This window comes from Rhodococcus sp. IEGM 1351 (genome assembly GCF_030056875.1).
GTDB classification, from domain to species: Bacteria; Actinomycetota; Actinomycetes; order Mycobacteriales; family Mycobacteriaceae; genus Rhodococcus_F; species Rhodococcus_F opacus.
Map to the genome: position 1 here is coordinate 75,393 of NZ_JASHKU010000013.1, position 18,002 is coordinate 93,394.

Below are 18,002 nucleotides of genomic sequence, written 5' to 3' on the forward strand. Positions count from 1 at the left end.
AGTCGCACTACCCCCGTCGTATCTCGGCAGAGGCCGAAGGAGTACCCATGATTCGCGTTGCCTCCGTCCCGGAGTCACACGTCTACGTTCGTCATCTGGCCGACCCGGACGGAGGCGGCGACGTCGTGCGTCTCCCCGATCCGGTCCCGGCGGACGGTCGCAAGGTCCCCGGCGGATGGTGGCCGCCGCTCATGCTGGATCCGGGATGGATCAGCCGCCACCATCGCGACTTCGACGTGTTCCATATTCATTTCGGGTTCGACGCCATCGATCCGGCCGAGATGAAAGACATCGTCCACGAACTGTCCGTCCGCGGAAAGCCGCTGGTGTACACGGTGCACGACCTCCGCAATCCGCACCACCCGGACCCCGAGCCGCACCTCGAGATCCTGGACGTACTGGTGCCTGCCGCCACCGAACTGGTCACCCTCACCGACGGCGCGGCCGCGGTTGTCGACGCGAACTGGGCCCGCATCGCGACCGTTCTCGACCACCCGCACGTCGTGGAGCGGCCTCTGATCGAGCGTCCCCGCCCGGACTCGGACGAGTTCGTGGTCGGCGTCCACGTCAAGAGCCTTCGCGCGAACATGGATCCGTTCCCGGTACTGGACACCCTGGCCCGGACCGTCTCCGGGCTACCTGGAGCGCGTCTGCAGATCGACGTCCATGACGAGATCTTCGAACCGGGCAATTACTGGTACGCGCCGGACGCGGCGGCGCGACTACTGCAGTACCGAGATGCCGACTGCGTCGAGGTGCGTGTCCACCCGTATTTCTCCGACGACCAGTTGTGGGACTATCTGTCGTCGCTGTCGATCTCGGTGCTGCCGTACCGCTTCGGCACCCACTCCGGATGGCTCGAGGCGTGCCACGACCTCGGCACCGCGGTGGCTGCGCCGACGTGCGGCTTCTACTCGCAGCAACAGGACTGCGCCACTTACGGATTCGACGAGGAATCCTTCGACGCGACCTCGCTCGATCGAGCCATCCGCACCCTGTACGGGTCCGAGACGGCCCGGGCGACGTGGGACGCGCGCGCAACACAGCGGCGCCTCCTCGCGCGTGCACACCACGACCTGTACGAAAGAGCGCTGTCGTGGCGTGCACTGCCGTGAACGGCGATGCGCTCCGCATCGCCCTGATCGCCTCGAGTCGGCACCCCATCCGGCAACCGTTCCCCGGCGGCCTCGAATCGCACGTCTGGCATCTGGCGCGAAGCCTGTGCGCCGACGGGCATCGGGTCAGTCTCTTCGCCGGACCAGGATCCGATCCGGGCCTCGGTTGCGCGCACCTGACGGTGGAGACCTTGGCGACGAGTGTCGCCGCCCAGCGGGACGTGTCCATGCCACCGATGGACTTCCTGCGGGAGCACCATGCGTACCTGCGGTTGATGCTCGATCTCGCCGGGCCGCTGGCGGGGTCGTTCGACGTGGTGCACAACCACAGCCTGCATTACCTTCCCGTAGCCATGGCCCCCGCGGTTCCGATACCGGTGCTGTCGACCTTGCACACACCGCCCACTCCGTGGCTCGAATCAGCTCTCGCCGTCCGGGCCGGCACTGACGCAAATTTCGTGGCCGTGAGCAGGCACACCGCGGCAGCGTGGAGTCACACCGTCGAGCGTATCGATGTCGTGCCGAACGGTGTCGACGTCGATGGCTGGCCCGAAGGGGCCGGCGGCACGGACCTCATCTGGTTCGGCCGACTGGTACCCGAGAAGGGTGCGCACGTCGCGGTCGCGGCGGCGCGCCGCGCGGGCTTCGCGATCCATCTCGCCGGACCCATCAGCGATCCTGCCTACTTCGAGAGCACGATCGCACCCCTGCTGGGTGCCGACGTGACCTATCTGGGGCACCTCACCCAGCCCGAGTTGGCGACAGCGATCGGTCGTGCGGCGGCGGCCGTGATCACTCCACTGTGGGACGAACCCTACGGGCTGGTGGTGGCCGAGGCGCTCGCCTGCGGCACACCCGTCGCCGCGTTCGCGCGCGGCGGTATCCCCGAGGTGGTGTCCGCCGACTGTGGTCGCCTCGTCCCGTCCGACGACGTCGACGCTCTCGCCGACGCGATACCGCAGGTCGTCGCGTTACCGCGTGGGGCGGTGCGAGCGCACGCCCGGGCGCACTGCTCCGAACGCCGCATGGTGGATGCCTACGTGAGCATCTACCGTCGGCTCGCGGCGAACCGTGTCCGCGCCGACGGCGAGCGGCGGGAGGCGTCGTGATCGGCTACTACATCCATCACCACGGGTCTGGGCATCGGATGCGCGCGTCGAGTATCTGTGCGGCTCTGGACACGCCCGTCACCGCGCTGTCCTCGGCGCCGATCACTCCCGGCGCCCCGTTCGCCGACAGCGTCTCACTGGCGCGCGACGACCGTGGTTCCTCCCCCGAGAACCCCACCGCCGACGATGCTCTGCACTGGGCACCCGTGCACGACGTCGGGCTGCGGACTCGCATGTCCCGCATAGCGTCGTGGGTCGACGAGACCCACCCCAGCCTGCTCGTCGTCGACGTATCGGTGGAGGTGGCGGCGTTCGTTCGGTTGCTGGGCGTGCCCGTGGTGGTGATCGCGATGCCCGGCGAACGCACAGATCCAGCCCATCACCTCGGCTACCGGCTGGCCGACCACATCGTCGCCGCATGGCCGCAGGCAATGTACGACCCGGAGTGGTTGCGGGAATTCGCGCACAAAACCACCTTCGTCGGAGGAATCAGCCGGTTCGACGGCCGCGCACCCGCCGGCGGCCCCGACTCGGCCCGCCCGCGGATACTCGTTCTCAGCGGTGCCGGGGGCACAGCGGCGACGCTCGCCGACGTCCGTCGATGTGCACACCGTCACCGCGGATACCGATGGCAGGCGCTCGGGGTTCCCGGGGCACCGTGGGTGAACGACCCGTGGCCGGAGCTGTGCGGTGCCGATGTCGTCGTCTCCGATGCCGGCCAGAACTCCGTCGCCGAGATCGCCGCCGCGCGCCGCCCTGCGATCGTCATCGCCCAGCCGCGGCCGTTCGGCGAACAGGAGGCCACAGCGGACGCACTCGCCCGCGGAGGACTGGCCGTGACGGTACCGCAGTGGCCGGAGCTGAACCGGTGGCCGGCCCTCCTCGACCGGGCACTCGCCCTCGGCGGCGAACGCTGGGTGCGCTGGCAGACCGCGGGCGCCGCCACCCGTGCAGCGGCAGTCATCGACAGTCTCGCGAAACGGGCGGAATCGGTGACATGAGGGTCGCGGTCGTGACGATCGCCGCGCACCGGGACCGTCACCTGCGGATGCAGCTGCGTTCCCTCGGACGGAGCCGGCGCGCCTGCGACGACCACGTCGTCGTCGCGATGGGTGACCCGCGGACGATGGACGCCGTCTCCGAACATGGACACGCGCGGGGAATCTGGTTGGACCATGACGAGGGACCACTGCCACTGGCGGCCGCACGCAACATCGGCGCGGCGGCCGCGCTCGCCGGCGGCGCCGATCTGCTGGTGTTCCTGGACGTGGACTGCATGGCCTCCGAGGAGCTTCTGGGCCGCTACGTGTCGGCGGCCGAGCAACCGGGCAATCGGTCGGCCCTGCTGTGCGGCCCCGTGACGTACCTTCCGCCGCCCGGTCCCGGAGGATACGACCTCGACGGGCTCGACCAGATGCGATCCCCGCACCCCGCGCGCCCCGCGCCGCCGAACGGGTCCGTGACGGCGGGAACCGATTTCGATCTGTTCTGGTCACTGTCCTTCGCGGTCGGCCGCGCGACCTGGCAGCATGTCGGCGGGTTCTGCACCGACTACTCCGGCTACGGCGGGGAGGACACCGACTTCGCGCAGACCGCCCGCGCCGCGGGCGTCGGTCTGAGATGGGTGGGCGGAGCCGACTCGTTCCACCAGCATCATCCGGTGTCCGATCCGCCCGTCGAGCACCTGCGCGACATCCTCGCCAACGCCCGCACCTTCCACCGCCGCTGGGGGCGGTGGCCGATGCGGGGCTGGCTGAACGCGTTCGAAGCCGGCGGTCTGATCGAGTACGACCGCGACCTCCATACGTGGGTGAGGACATGACCTCACTCGGGATTCGTCGTCACCGATTCGACGATGCGACGCGCCACCTCCGCCAACTTGATGTGTTCCTGCTGCGACTGCGCGACGAGGATCTCGAACGCCTGGTCCGCGGAAACGCCCCGCAGCGCCATCACGATGCCCTTGGCCTGCTCGATGACCGCGCGGGACTTCATGGCCCTCGTGAGGCCCGAGACTTCGTTCCGGGCCAGCTCCACGCTGCGGGCGCTTCTCAGCAAACCCTCGATCGCCGTCGTGTAGACGAGCAGCACCACCGCGTCGAGTTCGCTGAACCCGTGATCCCCCTGCCCGTAGATGTTGAGGGTGCCGGCGAGGGCCTCGTCGACGGCGAGCGGCGCGGACAGGAAGCTGCGCATACCGGCCTGGTCGAGATTGTCCGCGACCGACGGCCACCGGGCCGCGGCCTCCCCGAGCCGGGCCTTGACGACCTTCCGTGTTCCTGCGACACCGAAGTAGTCGCCGTCGATGGCCTGGAAGTTCTCGATGTCGATCTCACGGATCGCCTCGTCCGTGTACGCGACGGTCACTACCCGCCCGTCGCGCAGCAGCGATATCCCGGCCATGTCGGCGTCGGCGATCGCGTCCACCACCTGTTCGCAGACCCGCTGCAGTAGCAGGCTCATCTCCACCTGCGACCCGGAATTGCGATTGAACTCGTCCAACGCGGTTGCCAAGGAGCCCAATTGGGCAGCGATCGTCGCGCTGTCGAGATCGGGGGACATCGACTCAGGGTGCTCACCCACAGTCTCGGCCATTCTCGGATACACCTCAAATTCCGGGTGTAACCGACAGGACACCCACTGAACGAACGCAGCAGTTGTCTCTACCGTCGAGAAGACTTTACTCGACCCCGGGACCGTCCTCGTCCACCGATCCCGTCCCGGACGGCGAGCCGGGAGATTCCCCGGTCAGCAAGCTCAGCGCTGCAGCGGACGGCCGGAGGATGCTTCCGGCGCTCATCGACGAACCCCGGGTCAGACCGCTGTGGTAGGACACTGCATCCTCGAAGTGGCCGAGCCGTTCCTCCGCCGTCCGGCAGGCGGCGACGTGAGCGTCGCGGCTGTCGGCGAAGGCGACTTCGGATCGGATCACCTCTGCCAGAGCCTCCACGAAACGACCGCCTGTCCCCACCTCCTTCCGGCGGCGACCGGACCGGCGGCGCGTCGCACGTTGGCGCGCGCGCTCTCCGCCGTCCAGGCCACGGCGTCCAGGGCGTCGTCCAGTTGCACCCGCACCTGCGCCGACCGTTCGGCCCAACGATCGGGCCGTCCACCGGTTCCGGCGCCCACCGCGACCGCCAGGATGCGGTCGCCGAGCATCGCCGGCTGATCGGAACCGCCGTACGCCCACGAGCGCAGGCGCCGGAGCGCGGTGATGTGCAGCAGCCTTCTCTCCCTTCGTGCGACGACGACTGCCGGGTGCCCGACTCGCGGCAGCATCAACCGGCGGGGTTCGAACGCGGTATGTCCGGGTATGCCGGGCACTATGAACACCCACGTGACCGCGACCCACCTGCAGACACTTCTCGATTCGCCACTGCCGGATCCCGCCCTGATCCTGCAGAGCGGCGCCCCCACCATCGTCGATTCGGGTGAGCTGGGCGACGAGCATCAGTCCCTGGTCATCGTGACCCGGGACGAGTTGCGCGAGCAGCTCCCGAAAGACCGCGACTGCTCGCAGAGCGATCTGGAGTTCCACGCCGCGTCGCTCGAATCGACTGTCGCGGGTTTGGGTGGGTGACGCGTGGTCAGCCGCCGCCCAACTGCTCCCGCAGCCCGGACAGGGTGCGCGCCAGGATCCTCGAGACCTGCATCTGCGAGACGCCCACGCGCTGGGCGATTTCCGTCTGGGTCATCGATCCGAAGAACCGCAACATCAGCACACGGCGTTCGAGCGGCGGAAGTTTCTCCAACGCCGGCCGCACGGCGGCGTGACTTTCCACGTTCGCGAGCTCCGGGTCCTCCTCACCGAGAGTCTCGGCGAGGGGAAGGTCGTCGGGATCATCACCCATGGCCGCATCCATCGACAAGGTTTGGTAGGCATTCTTCGCGAGCAGGCCCTCGGACACTTCCCGGACGTCGAGTTCGAGTTCGGCGGCGATCTCACTGGCCGAGGGCGACCGTCCCAGTTCCTGCGACAGCTCGTCGACGGCCTTGGTGATCAATGCGTGGAGTTCCTGCATGCGCCGGGGCACTCGCATCGACCAGCCGGTGTCACGGAAGTACCGGCGAACCTCCCCCATGATCGTGGGCACCGCGTAGGACACGAAGTCGAAGCCGCGGTCCGGATCGAAGCGGTCGACGGCCTTGACCAGCCCGAGCCGGGCGACCTGCAGCAGATCCTCGTGCGCCTCGCCGCGCCCACCGAATCGGCGGGCGATGTGATCGGCGAGGGGAAGGCAACGTGTGATGACCTCGTCGCGCAGGACGGATGCGTCCCCGGACGACGCGTCCAAAGCTCGCAGGCGCGCAACCGCGGGCGCCACGTCCTTGTAGTCGTCTCTGCCGGGACGGTGCCCTTCGCCGCGTTCCGAAACCGGAGACACTAGATGGTGCCCCGGTATTTGACCAGTTCCACCGCCACGGTCCGTTCGACGGACCCGTTGCCGACGGGTCCCGCCGATACCGAAACCGCATTCATCAACGTCTCGAGCACGTGCCAGCCGAAGCTCTCCCGGTTGGGCACTCCACCTCGGGTGAGGGGTGCACTGATCGTCACGTGCAACCCCGTCTCCGTGACGGCGAACGAACATGTCAGTTCGGCGCTTCCCGGCGCAGCCGCGATCAGTTCCGAACACACTTCGTCCACGGCAAGTTTGATATCGGCCACGTCGTCGAGCGTGAAGTCTCCCAGCACGGCGAGAGTTTCCGCGACGGCGCGCACCACAGGCAACTGTTCGAACTCCGCCGCCACACGAAGTTCCACGGGCACACCGGATCTCGTTTTCATTCGTCTAACCTCGTCGACCTCGGCCATCTGCACTCCACGTCTGTGTCGTCGGTTTCTGCGACTCTCGGCAGCGTACCCAGCTGCCGCGACCCTCAACCCGTCGGCGAACGAAAGTGCGAGCTGGGCCGAAATGCGTCCCGACTTGCCGGTTCGACGGACTCGATTCGGAGGGCTCAGGCGACCCGGACGTCGCGCGCCTGGTTGCCGGTCTCGGTGCGGCAGACGGTGAAGCTGACGCGCTGCCCTTCCTCGAGAATGCGGTGACCGTCTCCGGCGATTTCGGAGACGTGCACGAAGATGTCGTCGGATCCGTCGGCCGGAGCGAGGAAACCGAAGCCCTGTTCGGCGTTGAACCAGCGCACCGTGCCCGTGCGCAGTGCCTCCGACTGCCCGGCAGGCAGTGTGTGCCCGGCGCTCATCGTTCCGCCCTTCGATCGGCCAGGCCGTGGAGGGCAGCTCCGCCCCACAGACTCGCAACGAGCAGAACCACAAGCAGAGCCACGTTGAGCATTGCTCCTCCTCGGCGTATGCACGGTCGACCCCTGGTCGAATCAGACCGAAAATAATGCCTCTCTTGCGGGTACGGGGCGATTCGGGCGGAGCCTATGCACAATCGAGATCTGCCGGGCCCAGCGCATCCTCTCCGAACACCGCAGAAGATCTGATTTGCCCGACATAGATTTTGTAGTACGGTCGAGTGGTCGGAACTTCAGCAGTCGAATCAGAAACGTTGGTCGACGCGAGCGCGGGGTTGCGGCGAGGCAGGTGCTGGTGATTCGAGACTGCTCACCACGGGTACGCGGTGAGTTCAACTGGCGCCCCGCCTCCCGAGCAACCGACGGGGCACCGAAGCCTCGAAGTTCCGCAGGCAGGTATGTAGCGAAAGAGAGGACCGAGAATGTCGAAGTTCACCGTGCCAGGTCTTTCCGACGATCAAGGCGCGCGAGTCGCCGACATACTTCAGAAGCGGCTCAGCGCTTACAACGATCTGCATCTGACGCTCAAGCACATTCACTGGAATGTGGTTGGTCCGAATTTCATCGGCGTGCACGAGATGATCGACCCGCAGGTCGAACTGGTGCGCGGCTACGCGGACGCCGTCGCCGAACGCATCGCCGCGCTGGGGAAGTCGCCCGACGGAACCCCGGCCGCCATCGCCCGCGACCGCACCTGGGACGACTACTCGGTGAAGCGCGATACGGCACAGGCGCACCTCGGAGCCCTCGACCTGGTCTACAGCGGTGTCGTCGAAGACAACCGCAAGGCGATCTCCGAGACGGGCGATCTCGACCCGATCACCGAAGATCTTCTCATCGGGCAGACCGGCGAACTCGAGAAGTTCCAGTGGTTCGTCCGCGCCCACCTCGAGAACTCCGGGGGCAGCCTGTCCAACAACGGCGCGCACTCCGAGAAGCAGGCAGCCGCGCAAGCGCGGTGAGTACTGCCGAATCTCCCGTCCACAACCGAAAGGTGACGAACATGGCTGAGAACAACAGCGGTCCGGCCGAGGCCGTGAAGGGCGTCGTCGAAGACGTCAAGGGTAAAGCGAAGGAAGCCGCGGGTGCGGTGTCCGGTCAGGACGATCTCACCCGCGAGGGCAAGGCGCAGCAGGACAAGGCGGCCGCCCAACGCGAGGCCGCCGCAAAGGAAGCCGAAGCGGAGAAGGCCCGAGGCAAGGCCGAAGCGCAGGAAGCACGCCAGCGCGCCGAACAGTGAGACGGTGCGGGCCGGATCACGATCGGCCCGCACCGAGCGTCTCTTCTCCGAGTGGAATCGGCCGGCGCCGGTCACCACTCCCCCCCCGAAAGGACTGATACGTGCTAGGACTGGGAATTCTGGGCTGGATCATCATCGGCGGCCTCGCCGGGTGGATCGGCAGCAAGATCATGAAGACCGACGCTCAGATGGGAATCATCCTCAACATCGTCGTCGGAATCATCGGCGGCCTCCTCGGCGGCTTCATCCTCAGCCTCTTCGGCACCGACGTCGAAGGTGGCGGTCTCTGGTTCAGCTTCTTCACCTGCCTACTCGGCGCGGTGATACTCCTGTTCCTGGTCAAGCTCGTCACCGGACGAAGCACGGCCGGTCGACGCTAGTCGGCCCGTACTCCGGAACCGGGTCTGCCCATCGCACGATGGGCAGACCCGGTTCTGTGGCTCTCTCCCCGTATTCCCCGCGAAATAGTGCCCTCACCGCCGGTGATGGGGTACTCCAGAGGGATGGACAGTCGAGGACTGGATCGCGACGATGCGAACTGGAACTTCCGCGCCCGGCACGAGACCGAGACTCAACGGCTCGACCGGAACTGGAGTGGCCTTCTGCAGGAACTGCGTGTCGTGCAGACCGGCGTGCAACTGCTCACCGGCTTCCTGTTGACGTTGCCGTTCCAGCAGCGTTTCGAGGACCTCTCGAACAGCGAGGTCGCCATCTATCTGGCGACCGTCGCACTGTCGGTGACGTCGACCATGCTTCTGGTGGCCCCTGCCGGCCTGCACCGCATGCTCTTCCGCCGGCACGCGCTCCCGGATCTCGTCTTTGCCTCGCATCGCCTCGCGATCTGCGGCATCGCCACCCTCGCGCTGGCGCTGATCGGTGTGGTGGCGTTGATCTTCAGCTTCGTGATCTCGCCCCTCGTCGGAGCCCTCGCCGCCGCGGTGGCCTTCGCCATGTTCTGCGGACTGTGGGGATTCGCTGCGATCCTGCAGTCGCGGCATCGCTCGACCGACGGCGACTCCGCAGACCGGTGAGCACGGCGGAAGACCATTCTGTTTCGCCCGGAACGCTCCCGGGTAGGCGGAGCGGAGACGAGGAAGGAGCACGGACATGACCGATATCCATCGCGCCGATGCCCCGCGGGTCCAACCGCCCGGCGCTGCACACGATCTCGACGAGCTGTCGACGGTCCAACTCGTCGAACGACTCACCGATCAGGTAACGGGACTCGTACGGACCGAGATGACCCACGCCCTCACCGAAGTGAAAGACAAAGGAACGCGCTTCGGGATCGGAGCAGGTGTCTCCGGAGTAGGCGTGCTGCTGCTGTACGGATTCGGGGCCCTCGTCGCCACCGCCATTCTGGCACTGACGACGACACTCGATCCGTGGCTGGCCGCGTTGATCGTGGCCGCCGTGCTGATCATCGTGGGCAGTGTCGTCGCGGCGGTCGGAGCCCGCCGCGCCAAGAACGCGCTGCCGCCCGTGCCCGAGCATACGGCCGACAGCGTTCGCGCCGACGTCGACACCGTGAAGGAAGGTCTTCGATGACCGACCCACAGCCGCAACCGGAACCTTCCGTCGCCGAACAGCGAGCCGCACTCGCATCCACTGTGGATGCGCTACACCGCAAGGTGGACGTGCCCGCACGCGCGAAAGCCGGCGCGCGTCACGAACTCGACAGGATCCGGCAGCAACCCCGCGGTGCCGTGGCGGCCGGACTCGTCAGCGCATTCGTCGTTGCCTACCTCGCCGTACGACAACGCCGTCGGCACAGCCACTGAAGGAGAGCGTGATCATGACCAAAGACACTCACGGCGAGACGGACGAGCCCAAGGGTGGCCGTCCCGGTCCCGCCGATCACGGCAAGGACGGCGGCATGGCGACAAGAGAGAACGCACCCGAGTTGGCGGACGACTCCGCCGACGCCGAAACCGAGACCGACTGATGAAACTCAGATCACCGCTCGAGCACAGGAGGACTGCAGTGACGTATCAGCCGGACAACGGACCCAGCCGTGAGTTGAACTCCGAGCACCACCCGCAGGACGATGCCCACACCATGCGCAATCACGCCGGTGAGGCGATCACCGACAGCCGGAACTGGCCGGGATACATCCTCATCGCCGCAGGAATCGCCGTGCTCGGATTGACGCTGGTCGCGGCCGGGTACGGATTCGAGGGCTGGGCGCTGATCGGTGGGATCGCCTGCGTCCTCTGCCTCGTGCTCGGCACGGGGCTCGTGCTCCTCGAACGGCGTCGCGTCAAGGCCCTCGAAGGCAAGGACCTGACCGATCAGGAAGGACATTGACAGATCCGAAGGTGGACCTTCACCGCTACCTCCAAGCTGGACGGGCTGTCCGAATACGTTCGGCCGATCCGTCCAATTCCCACCGTGGGTGACCGATGACGCCGAAGACATGGACATGTGGGCGACCCCCGACGAGTCACGCGAATACATCGTCGGGCAGTACCGCACAGCATGGGCGCACGCGGACGACACCATCCGGACTCTCCCGCTCGACGCGACGGTCGGACTTCGGCCCGACAACACCAACGTGCCCGCAGAAGACCGGACGTGGTGGCAGAGCTACCGGACCCGCCTCCAACGTGCTGCACGCGAAGCCGAGCAGCACTGACGAGGGGTCACCCGGCCGCCGGCGGAACCGTTGTCGTGGTGACGACCGGCGTGGTGGTCGTCGGTGACTCCGATGCCGTGGTCGCAGTGGGTTCCGCCGCGGTAGTGGTCACCACGGATGTGTCCGCTATTTCTGCTGTTTCCGCGACGGCCTGAGGCACCGAGGTCGCAGGTTCTGCGGCTACCTCGACGACTGTCGTGGGTTCCGGTGACGTAGTCGTCGCGACCGTCGTCGTCGGTGTCGGCGAACTGCTGGTCGTCGTGGTCGTGCCGACCGGGTTGCTCGCCAACTGAGCCTTTTTCGCGCTGTCGGTGGTGGGGGCGACCTGTGACGCTTCCGTTTCCTTCGTGGACGCAGCGGCGAGCTTCGCGGTCGACGGTTCCGCAGCGGCCGCTCGCGCTTCGCCCTTTTCCGCTTCCTGCGCCAGGTGCGTCAACCAGGCCGCAGCGTACTGGGCGGACGTCAGCGGTTTCCCGCCGGCGGCGTTCGCATCACGCCAGTAGTCGAAGTGATGGCCCGTCCCCTCCCCCAGCGTCTGCTGATACGGGTCGCTCATCGCCACCTGGATCGTGTTCTGGTTGTCCGCGATGAACCCGATGATCTCGTTCCGCACTTTCGCGGGCAGGTAGACCAGGTCGACCGCTTGATTCGACGAGATGGGACCAGCTGACGTGTCCGTTTGCGCCGCAGCGGCATCGAGCTTGTACGCAGGATCCGACACCTTGACCAGGACGTCGAGGAACGTCTCATCGGATTGCATCCAATTGTCTTGCGACTGAATGTCCGCGAACGCGGCGAGGGCGAGCTGCCCGAGCACCACCGCAAGATCCTGTCCTGTCGCCGGGGTCAGCCCGTCCTTCTGCAGAGAGTCGACGTTCAACTGCCGTCCCACGTTGATCACGAGTTGCAGTAGCGCAATGTTCTCGGGTGCGGAGCAGGTCAGGTCGCCTTCCGAGCAGAACGATGCCACCTTCCCGTCCAGGGCACCGAAGCTGCCCGACGTGCCCGGCAATGCTCCCCGCCCGGACGTGCCCGCCTGCCCCGACTGGTACGCAAGGTCGAAGCCGTCGGGATTGCGGAATTCGTTCTCCGAACCGGGAAATGGCCCTCCCCCGAGGTTGCGGCCGGCATCCGCCAGGATGACGACACCGACAACGGACGCGGGATCGAGAATGTCGTACGAGCCGTCCTGGCCGTCCTGGTTGCCGACCTCCATCGCAACCCGCCGTGCCACATCGGCGCCCTCGCTGTAGCCGACGATCGAGAACTTCGTGTCCGGACACGACGCGTGGATCGACCGCATCACCGTTTCGGTGTTGTCGACGCCGGCGTTCACGGCGTCCTCGTACGAATTCATGTTGGCCGGATACTCGATGTAAACCGCGGCGTAGGACCCTCCGCCGACGGATTGCTGCGGCGCATTCACCACCTCGTCGATCCAGGGGCTGCTGTAGTCGCTGGAGTACGACGCGGGAAGGCGTGTGCCGTCGGGCGCCACGAGCATCCGGTTCCCCTCGCGTGGGGTGTCACCGCGGCCGGCAACGGCGATACTGACCATGTCGTAACACGCATCCGAGGCCGCCGCCGTCAAGGCTGTCGCCGTCGTGGCCGGTGAACCCGGGTTCGACCACGGTGTCGCGAGCAGCGCCGCCAGCCCCAACGCGCCGGGCGCGATCAGACTGCCTGCGATCCTTCGTCGATGCGCGACCTTGCGTGCCGAAACGCGACGTTCCATGGTCTACCCCATCCGTTCGTAGCCCGTGTCGAACACCCGAGTAGGTGTCAACGCGTTAACAGACAAGTCGCACATTGCATCAGCGGCGTTACACCTCCGCCTCGGAAGGTGTCGTTCAGGAGGCGCGGAGGTGTGTGCTCACAACAGTTTCGACCTCCGACTGTCGTGCCGCGGTCGGGAGCGGTGGGGCCGCAGATCGGTAGTGGTGCCCGGTCGGGGTGCCGAGGTCGATGAGGTGGGTGCGGCCGGGGTTGTGCACCGGTCGGGCCGTCCAGCCTGGTGCTTCCTTCGCGTAGTTGCAGGCCTCGCACAGCCCGGACCCGTTTCGCGCGGTGGTCGCCCCGTGCTGTCGGCGGGAGCGGATGTGATCGTGATGCCGGATCGGCGCATCACACCACGGCGTACGACACGTGCGGTCGCGGAGGTCGATCAGCTTCCGCAGGCTCTTCGGGAACGTGCGCGACTGCGACTCCATCGCCGTCAACGCCCCCGACTGCGGGCACGAATACACCCGCCGCAGCGACGTCTCGGTGTCACTGTCGACGGCGTCGGCCACCAGCCGCCGAGCGATACCGGCCGGCACCGGCCCGAACCCGTGGAGCTGCGCGGCCACGTGCCCGCCGGCCAGCAACGTCTCGTCCGAGAGCACCAGATTCACCGCCACCGGCACACCCGACGCCACTGACGCTCCGGTGCCGCGCTCGAACAACAGATCCACCATCAGCTGATTGCGAGTGCGACCACCACTGTCCCCGGTCGCGATCAGACTGTCCGCATCCCGGCCCAGGGTCGCCTGCAGACACACGGCCTGCTCGACCGGCATCAACACACTCAGATAGGCCATCGAATCCGGCGCCGGGCGGGTCGTGACCCGACGCTCGGACACCGCCTTGCGATGCCGCCGCACCACGCATGCGGCGTCGAGTTCCACCGCCAACGCCTGTGCGCGTGCAATCAGACCGCGGTCGCCGACACCGTCGAGAATGGCTGGATCCGAGCACAACCGGCGGTCCACGATGCCCCGATCGGCCGCCGACAGGCACGCTGTTTCCCGCACCAACAGGGTGGCCCGCCATTCGTTCAACCGCCCGGTCCGCAACAGGGCCAGGGTGTGCGGCATCTCGTGCACCAGAGCCTGCGCGAACCCCAGATGCCGACCGCCACGGTTCGGGGACTCTCTGCGGGCCAAAGCAATCTGCGAGGCGATACCCCGGTCCCACTCCGCCCGCGGCAACCCCCGAGCCCTGCGGTCCGCACGGATACTCGTCGCGACGCCGTCGGCGGTCACCGCCTGCACCGCACACCCGACCGACTTCAACGCCTCGATCGCATCGAGCCACTCGATGCCCAACCCCGCGTCCCCACCCGCCTCGACACATCGCAGCCGCGCCGTGAACGCACGCAACTCGTCCAGATCCGGTGCCATCAATTCCCCCACAACCAACCTCCCCCAAGGCCATTCGAATGCATGTTCGAGTCTAGCGAGTCGCCGCACGCGTGGCAATACTCGGACGGAAGACCTCACCGCACGCGATGCCGGCCACCCTCGGCCCACCAGGGGTCGTTACCGTTCTGGCAGAATTGACCAGACGTCGCGAGAACTGCGGCGCCGGTTCACGCCGCGTTGGTGCACTTCGGGAGGCGAACGATGCCGAATGATCCTTCGGAGATGACGCATACCGGAGACGATGGACCCAGCGCCGTCTTCGCGAAGCTGGCCGAGATGGTGTACAACGGCGACGAGTTCGCTCAGGTCTACCAGGCCATCTGCGATGCCGCCGCCACCCTGGTACCCGGGTGTGACCACGCCAGCCTCATGCTGAAGGAGAACGATCGCCACGTCACCGTGGCCGCGAGCGACGACATCGCGGCCCGGGTCGACGCCCTCGAGCGAGCCGAGCAGGAAGGGCCCTGCCTCGATGCGATCGAGAACGATGCACCGCAGGTCGAAGCCGAGCTGGCCCGTTCGACCCAGTGGCCACGCCTTGCCCGTCGGGCAACTGCCGAAACCCCGGTCCGGGGCGCTGCCGGGTTCCGGCTGATGATCCGCGGCCGCAAGGTCGGCGCACTCAATTTGTTCTCGGACAAACCAGGAGAATTCACCGACGAATCGATTGATCAGGCGATTCTGATCACGGCGTTCGCGGCGGTGACGCTGACAGCGCTCCACGAACACCAGGAAGCGCAGACCCTGCGTGAGGGCCTGGCCAGCAACCGCGAGATCGGAAAAGCGATCGGATTGTTGATGGCCTTCCACGACATCTCCGAGGGTAGAGCCTTCGACTTGCTTCGCAAGACGTCGCAGGACATGAACATCAAGCTCACGGGTGTCGCACGGGAAGTCATCGCGCATCACAATTCGAAGTTCGACTGACACGTCCTCGGCTCACGAGCGGGACCCCCACCTGCCTCCGTTAGAGCGCGTTGGCAATCGGTTGATGCCGATCTGGTGGAGACGTAGTGTTGATCGCGCGTGGTTGAGAACACAGCCGCAGATTGTCCGGAGGCCGCAGCAGTGCGCGGTGGACAAATATTGTGTGCACTCCCACTGCGGTCTTGGTGCCGCTGCGCTCCATTCGGCGCGCGGACACCAACTGAGTGCACGCGATCGGAGGGTCATGAAACCATCACGCACGTCGTTCCGGGTCACTCCCCTGACCGCAAAGCCGACCGGCCACGTCACACGGGATGCGCTCAACCGTGACCGTGGATTGCGGATGGCCGTCGAGTTCGCGCCGGACGCCGACGCCACGGTGGGACGAATCTCTGGCGACATCGATGTGCTCGCCGCTCCTGCCTTCGCGCTCGCTCTCGCGCACCTGACCGACGGGGGCTCCCGTTCACGCATCATCGTCGACATGACTGCAGTCGACTTCGTCGGAACCTCGGGATTGTCGATCCTGTCCGAGTTTGCGGAATCTGCTAGGCGGCAGCACATTGCATGGGTGCTGGCGGGCAATCGAGCGGTGCTCCGACCTGTCGAGGCCATCGGCCTCGACGCGATGATCCCCACGTGCCGCACGGTTCGCGACGCCTTCGAGAGGGTGGAGAAAATCGCACACAGCTGATCGGAGTCGACATGTCCGGGAAGCAGCCCACTCGTGGGCGTCAGGAGGCAAGCGTCGCGGAGACCGCGCGTGCACTTCTCGACAACGCCGGCCCGACGTACGCGTCCGCGTCGCACGTGACCTTGAAGGACACCCCGACGCCGCTCTTCCAACTGCTGACACTGTCTTTGCTGCTGAGCACGCGGATCTCCTCGGAGATCGCTGTCGCGGCGGCCCGGGAACTGTTCCGAGCGGGCTTGCGCAGCCCACGCGCGGTACGCACGGCGGACCGTCGCACCATCATCTCTGCACTCGGCAGAGCGGGTTACGTGCGCTATGACGAGAGCACGGCTACCCGTCTGCACGCCGCCGCAGTTCGAGTCGACGACGAGTATGGCGGCGACCTGCGCCGGCTGGCCCGAGCCTGCGATCAGGAGATCTCCGGAGCAGTTCGGTTACTGACGGAGTTCGATGGAATCGGCCCGGTGGGCGCCGACATCTTTCTCCGGGAAGTTCAGGACGTGTGGCCGTGGGTGCGGCCCTACTTCGACACGCGAGCGAGCAAGTCTGCGCGCGAGCTGGGACTGCCGGACGATCCCGACGCACTGTCCGCCCTTGCCCCGGAGGGTCGAGTGGCGGAACTGGCGGCCGCCCTGGTGCGGGTCTCTCTCGACACGCAACTTCGGGAGGATGTGCGCGGCAATACGTGCTGAGAACCGGCGCCGGTACTACTCCGCTCTGATCGCCTTCGACTCGCGCTCGTCGTCCTCGCGGAACATTGCTTCGATGCGGTTCTTGATCTCCATCGTGCTCATCGAGCCACGAGAGGGGGCGAAGCCGCGATTGCGAGCGGAGGTGGGCGTGGTGAAGGTGTTCATGTGAGTGCTTTCTGTCTTCTGCGCCGGCGAGTGCCGCGTGGTGGTCGAAGGGTGCGCCCGCGAGGCGGACGGTTAGATCAGGAGCGCGGCGAGTACTACGGCGGCGAGCATTGACACGGAGGTGGCGACGGCGACGAGCACGGATCCCGTCACGACGACTGCGGGCGCGGTTGCGGTTGCCGCCGAGACAGAGGCGATGTACACGGTCGGACGCAGCGTGTGGCGGCGTCGCGGCTCCTCGACAGTGGGCGGCGACGTCGTGCGCTGATCGTCCTGGTGCACCGTGGTGCGGGTCATGAGTTGGCGTACCCCGTTGTAGCAGCTGAGTGACTCGAGTCACAAACTTACGAGTATGTTGTACATCACAACATGCCCTCGCGCCAGTCGGTGCCATCTACACCATGCGCAGGCCGGAGGGGATCATCGCCGAACGGTGGAGCAGCTGACCGCCCGTCACGGATCGCGACGATCGAAAAGAATCCGTGCAGGGATGTCGAGAACCCGCGCGTCGCTTCGTCCCCGGAGTGAACACGGCCAGAATGGGCCGCACCGCACCAAGGAGAACATGATGGCCAAGTACCTACTGCTCAAGCACTACCGTGGCGCGCCCGCATCGATCAACGACGTGCCCATGGACCAATGGACGCCGGAGGAAATCTCGGCCCACGTGCAGTACATGAACGACTTCGCCGCCCGGCTCGAGGGCACCGGCGAGTTCGTCGACAGTCAGGCGCTCTCCGCGGAGGGCACGTTCGTCCGCTACGACGGTGAGGGGCGACCGCCGGTCACCGACGGCCCGTTCGCGGAGACCAAGGACCTGATCGCCGGCTGGATGGTGATCGACGTCGAGACCCGCGAGCGGGCGCTCGAACTGGCCGGCGAGTTGTCCGCGGCCCCGGGGGCGGGTGGGAAGCCGATCCACGAATGGCTCGAGGTGCGCCCGTTCCTGACTGAGCCCCCGACCATCACGGAGTGACG

28 protein-coding genes are annotated in these 18,002 nt (G+C 66.7%); 18 read left to right on the forward strand and 10 right to left on the reverse strand.

Features of this window, described 5'->3' with window-relative positions:
* Positions 1–47 precede the first annotated feature (47 nt).
* Genes QM806_RS22740 through QM806_RS22755 form a run of 4 tightly spaced genes read left to right on the forward strand, consistent with a single transcriptional unit; the run spans position 48 to position 4,046 of the window.
* Positions 48–1,115, forward strand: a complete 1,068-nt coding sequence (locus QM806_RS22740) for a glycosyltransferase family protein (RefSeq protein ID WP_005570763.1) — start codon at positions 48–50, stop codon at positions 1,113–1,115.
* Entirely contained in the window at positions 1,097–2,224 is a 1,128-nt protein-coding gene (locus QM806_RS22745) for a glycosyltransferase (RefSeq protein WP_283292943.1), read from the forward strand. Before QM806_RS22740 ends, QM806_RS22745 begins: the two co-directional genes overlap by 19 nt.
* Positions 2,221–3,225, forward strand: coding sequence for a glycosyltransferase (locus QM806_RS22750; RefSeq protein ID WP_283292945.1), 1,005 nt, complete (start codon positions 2,221–2,223; stop codon positions 3,223–3,225). The genes QM806_RS22745 and QM806_RS22750 overlap by 4 nt, the downstream gene beginning before the upstream one ends.
* Positions 3,222–4,046: a glycosyltransferase family 2 protein gene (locus tag QM806_RS22755; protein ID WP_133983849.1), complete on the forward strand. Its 825-nt coding sequence runs from the start codon at positions 3,222–3,224 to the stop codon at positions 4,044–4,046. The genes QM806_RS22750 and QM806_RS22755 overlap by 4 nt, the downstream gene beginning before the upstream one ends.
* Before the next feature lie 2 nt (positions 4,047–4,048).
* On the opposite strand, the gene QM806_RS22760 is transcribed toward QM806_RS22755, so the two are convergent.
* From QM806_RS22760 to QM806_RS22770, 3 genes are all read right to left on the reverse strand, one after another.
* Positions 4,049–4,819: a GAF and ANTAR domain-containing protein gene (locus tag QM806_RS22760; RefSeq protein WP_005257216.1), complete on the reverse strand. Its 771-nt coding sequence runs from the start codon at positions 4,817–4,819 to the stop codon at positions 4,049–4,051.
* Positions 4,820–4,904: 85 nt separating this feature from the next.
* Complete coding sequence (locus tag QM806_RS22765) at positions 4,905–5,156, reverse strand: hypothetical protein (RefSeq protein WP_245371796.1); 252 nt, start codon at positions 5,154–5,156, stop codon at positions 4,905–4,907.
* A complete protein-coding gene (locus tag QM806_RS22770; RefSeq protein ID WP_283292948.1) occupies positions 5,153–5,548 on the reverse strand; it encodes a hypothetical protein in 396 nt (131 codons plus the stop codon). Before QM806_RS22770 ends, QM806_RS22765 begins: the two co-directional genes overlap by 4 nt.
* A gap of 1 nt (position 5,549) precedes the next feature.
* Here QM806_RS22770 and QM806_RS22775 point away from each other — a divergent pair, with 1 nt between their 5' ends.
* Positions 5,550–5,804, forward strand: a complete 255-nt coding sequence (locus QM806_RS22775; RefSeq protein WP_007298937.1) for a hypothetical protein — start codon at positions 5,550–5,552, stop codon at positions 5,802–5,804.
* Positions 5,805–5,811: 7 nt separating this feature from the next.
* Here QM806_RS22775 and QM806_RS22780 read toward each other — a convergent pair whose 3' ends face one another.
* From QM806_RS22780 to QM806_RS22790, 3 genes are all read right to left on the reverse strand, one after another.
* Entirely contained in the window at positions 5,812–6,609 is a 798-nt protein-coding gene (locus QM806_RS22780; RefSeq protein WP_005570755.1) for a SigB/SigF/SigG family RNA polymerase sigma factor, read from the reverse strand.
* Positions 6,609–7,040 carry an ATP-binding protein gene (locus QM806_RS22785; RefSeq protein WP_037203841.1) on the reverse strand — a complete coding sequence of 144 codons (432 nt, stop codon included), beginning with the start codon at positions 7,038–7,040 and terminating at the stop codon, positions 6,609–6,611. The genes QM806_RS22780 and QM806_RS22785 overlap by 1 nt, the downstream gene beginning before the upstream one ends.
* 146 nt (positions 7,041–7,186) lie before the next feature.
* A complete protein-coding gene (locus QM806_RS22790) occupies positions 7,187–7,432 on the reverse strand; it encodes a cold-shock protein (RefSeq protein ID WP_005257245.1) in 246 nt (81 codons plus the stop codon).
* 479 nt (positions 7,433–7,911) lie between these two features.
* Here QM806_RS22790 and QM806_RS22795 point away from each other — a divergent pair, with 479 nt between their 5' ends.
* The 9 genes from QM806_RS22795 (at position 7,912) to QM806_RS22835 (ending at position 11,364) form a co-directional block, all read left to right on the forward strand.
* The gene (locus QM806_RS22795) at positions 7,912–8,451 is read left to right on the forward strand and encodes a Dps family protein (RefSeq protein ID WP_005257247.1); all 540 of its coding nucleotides are present in this window, start codon (positions 7,912–7,914) and stop codon (positions 8,449–8,451) included.
* Positions 8,452–8,492: 41 nt separating this feature from the next.
* On the forward strand, positions 8,493–8,729 hold the full coding sequence (mbp1, locus tag QM806_RS22800; RefSeq protein ID WP_005570747.1) for a microaggregate-binding protein 1: 237 nt from the start codon (positions 8,493–8,495) through the stop codon (positions 8,727–8,729).
* A gap of 101 nt (positions 8,730–8,830) precedes the next feature.
* Positions 8,831–9,109: a GlsB/YeaQ/YmgE family stress response membrane protein gene (locus QM806_RS22805; RefSeq protein ID WP_007298941.1), complete on the forward strand. Its 279-nt coding sequence runs from the start codon at positions 8,831–8,833 to the stop codon at positions 9,107–9,109.
* Positions 9,110–9,232: 123 nt separating this feature from the next.
* Complete coding sequence (locus QM806_RS22810; protein WP_005570744.1) at positions 9,233–9,760, forward strand: DUF6328 family protein; 528 nt, start codon at positions 9,233–9,235, stop codon at positions 9,758–9,760.
* Positions 9,761–9,836: 76 nt separating this feature from the next.
* Positions 9,837–10,277: a phage holin family protein gene (locus QM806_RS22815; RefSeq protein ID WP_283292949.1), complete on the forward strand. Its 441-nt coding sequence runs from the start codon at positions 9,837–9,839 to the stop codon at positions 10,275–10,277.
* Positions 10,274–10,510 (forward strand): DUF3618 domain-containing protein, encoded by a 237-nt coding sequence (locus QM806_RS22820; RefSeq protein WP_005257253.1) that lies wholly within the window; start codon positions 10,274–10,276, stop codon positions 10,508–10,510. Before QM806_RS22815 ends, QM806_RS22820 begins: the two co-directional genes overlap by 4 nt.
* A gap of 14 nt (positions 10,511–10,524) precedes the next feature.
* The gene (locus tag QM806_RS22825) at positions 10,525–10,674 is read left to right on the forward strand and encodes a hypothetical protein (protein ID WP_005257254.1); all 150 of its coding nucleotides are present in this window, start codon (positions 10,525–10,527) and stop codon (positions 10,672–10,674) included.
* 38 nt (positions 10,675–10,712) lie between these two features.
* Positions 10,713–11,036, forward strand: coding sequence for a hypothetical protein (locus QM806_RS22830; RefSeq protein WP_005257258.1), 324 nt, complete (start codon positions 10,713–10,715; stop codon positions 11,034–11,036).
* Positions 11,032–11,364 (forward strand): mycothiol transferase, encoded by a 333-nt coding sequence (locus QM806_RS22835; protein WP_372448447.1) that lies wholly within the window; start codon positions 11,032–11,034, stop codon positions 11,362–11,364. The genes QM806_RS22830 and QM806_RS22835 overlap by 5 nt, the downstream gene beginning before the upstream one ends.
* 7 nt (positions 11,365–11,371) lie before the next feature.
* Here QM806_RS22835 and QM806_RS22840 read toward each other — a convergent pair whose 3' ends face one another.
* Positions 11,372–13,099 (reverse strand): cutinase family protein, encoded by a 1,728-nt coding sequence (locus QM806_RS22840; protein ID WP_283292951.1) that lies wholly within the window; start codon positions 13,097–13,099, stop codon positions 11,372–11,374.
* A gap of 115 nt (positions 13,100–13,214) precedes the next feature.
* The gene (locus QM806_RS22845) at positions 13,215–14,537 is read right to left on the reverse strand and encodes an HNH endonuclease (protein ID WP_283292953.1); all 1,323 of its coding nucleotides are present in this window, start codon (positions 14,535–14,537) and stop codon (positions 13,215–13,217) included.
* A gap of 210 nt (positions 14,538–14,747) precedes the next feature.
* Between QM806_RS22845 and QM806_RS22850 the strand changes: the two genes are divergently transcribed.
* The 3 genes from QM806_RS22850 to QM806_RS22860 all read left to right on the forward strand — a co-directional run bounded on the left by QM806_RS22850 (position 14,748) and on the right by QM806_RS22860 (position 16,859).
* Positions 14,748–15,473, forward strand: coding sequence for a GAF and ANTAR domain-containing protein (locus QM806_RS22850; RefSeq protein ID WP_052024113.1), 726 nt, complete (start codon positions 14,748–14,750; stop codon positions 15,471–15,473).
* A gap of 244 nt (positions 15,474–15,717) precedes the next feature.
* Positions 15,718–16,167 (forward strand): STAS domain-containing protein, encoded by a 450-nt coding sequence (locus QM806_RS22855; RefSeq protein WP_005575073.1) that lies wholly within the window; start codon positions 15,718–15,720, stop codon positions 16,165–16,167.
* A gap of 11 nt (positions 16,168–16,178) precedes the next feature.
* Positions 16,179–16,859: an HhH-GDP family DNA glycosylase gene (locus QM806_RS22860; RefSeq protein WP_005575075.1), complete on the forward strand. Its 681-nt coding sequence runs from the start codon at positions 16,179–16,181 to the stop codon at positions 16,857–16,859.
* A 15-nt stretch (positions 16,860–16,874) separates the two neighbouring features.
* Here the strand turns inward: QM806_RS22860 and QM806_RS22865 are convergent, their stop codons facing one another.
* Both QM806_RS22865 and QM806_RS22870 read right to left on the reverse strand, forming a co-directional pair.
* Positions 16,875–17,024 (reverse strand): hypothetical protein, encoded by a 150-nt coding sequence (locus tag QM806_RS22865; RefSeq protein WP_155756038.1) that lies wholly within the window; start codon positions 17,022–17,024, stop codon positions 16,875–16,877.
* 72 nt (positions 17,025–17,096) lie between these two features.
* Positions 17,097–17,321 carry a hypothetical protein gene (locus QM806_RS22870; RefSeq protein WP_054246542.1) on the reverse strand — a complete coding sequence of 75 codons (225 nt, stop codon included), beginning with the start codon at positions 17,319–17,321 and terminating at the stop codon, positions 17,097–17,099.
* Positions 17,322–17,592: 271 nt separating this feature from the next.
* Between QM806_RS22870 and QM806_RS22875 the strand changes: the two genes are divergently transcribed.
* Positions 17,593–18,000 carry a YciI family protein gene (locus QM806_RS22875; protein WP_005575079.1) on the forward strand — a complete coding sequence of 136 codons (408 nt, stop codon included), beginning with the start codon at positions 17,593–17,595 and terminating at the stop codon, positions 17,998–18,000.
* The last annotated feature ends 2 nt before the right edge of the window (positions 18,001–18,002 follow it).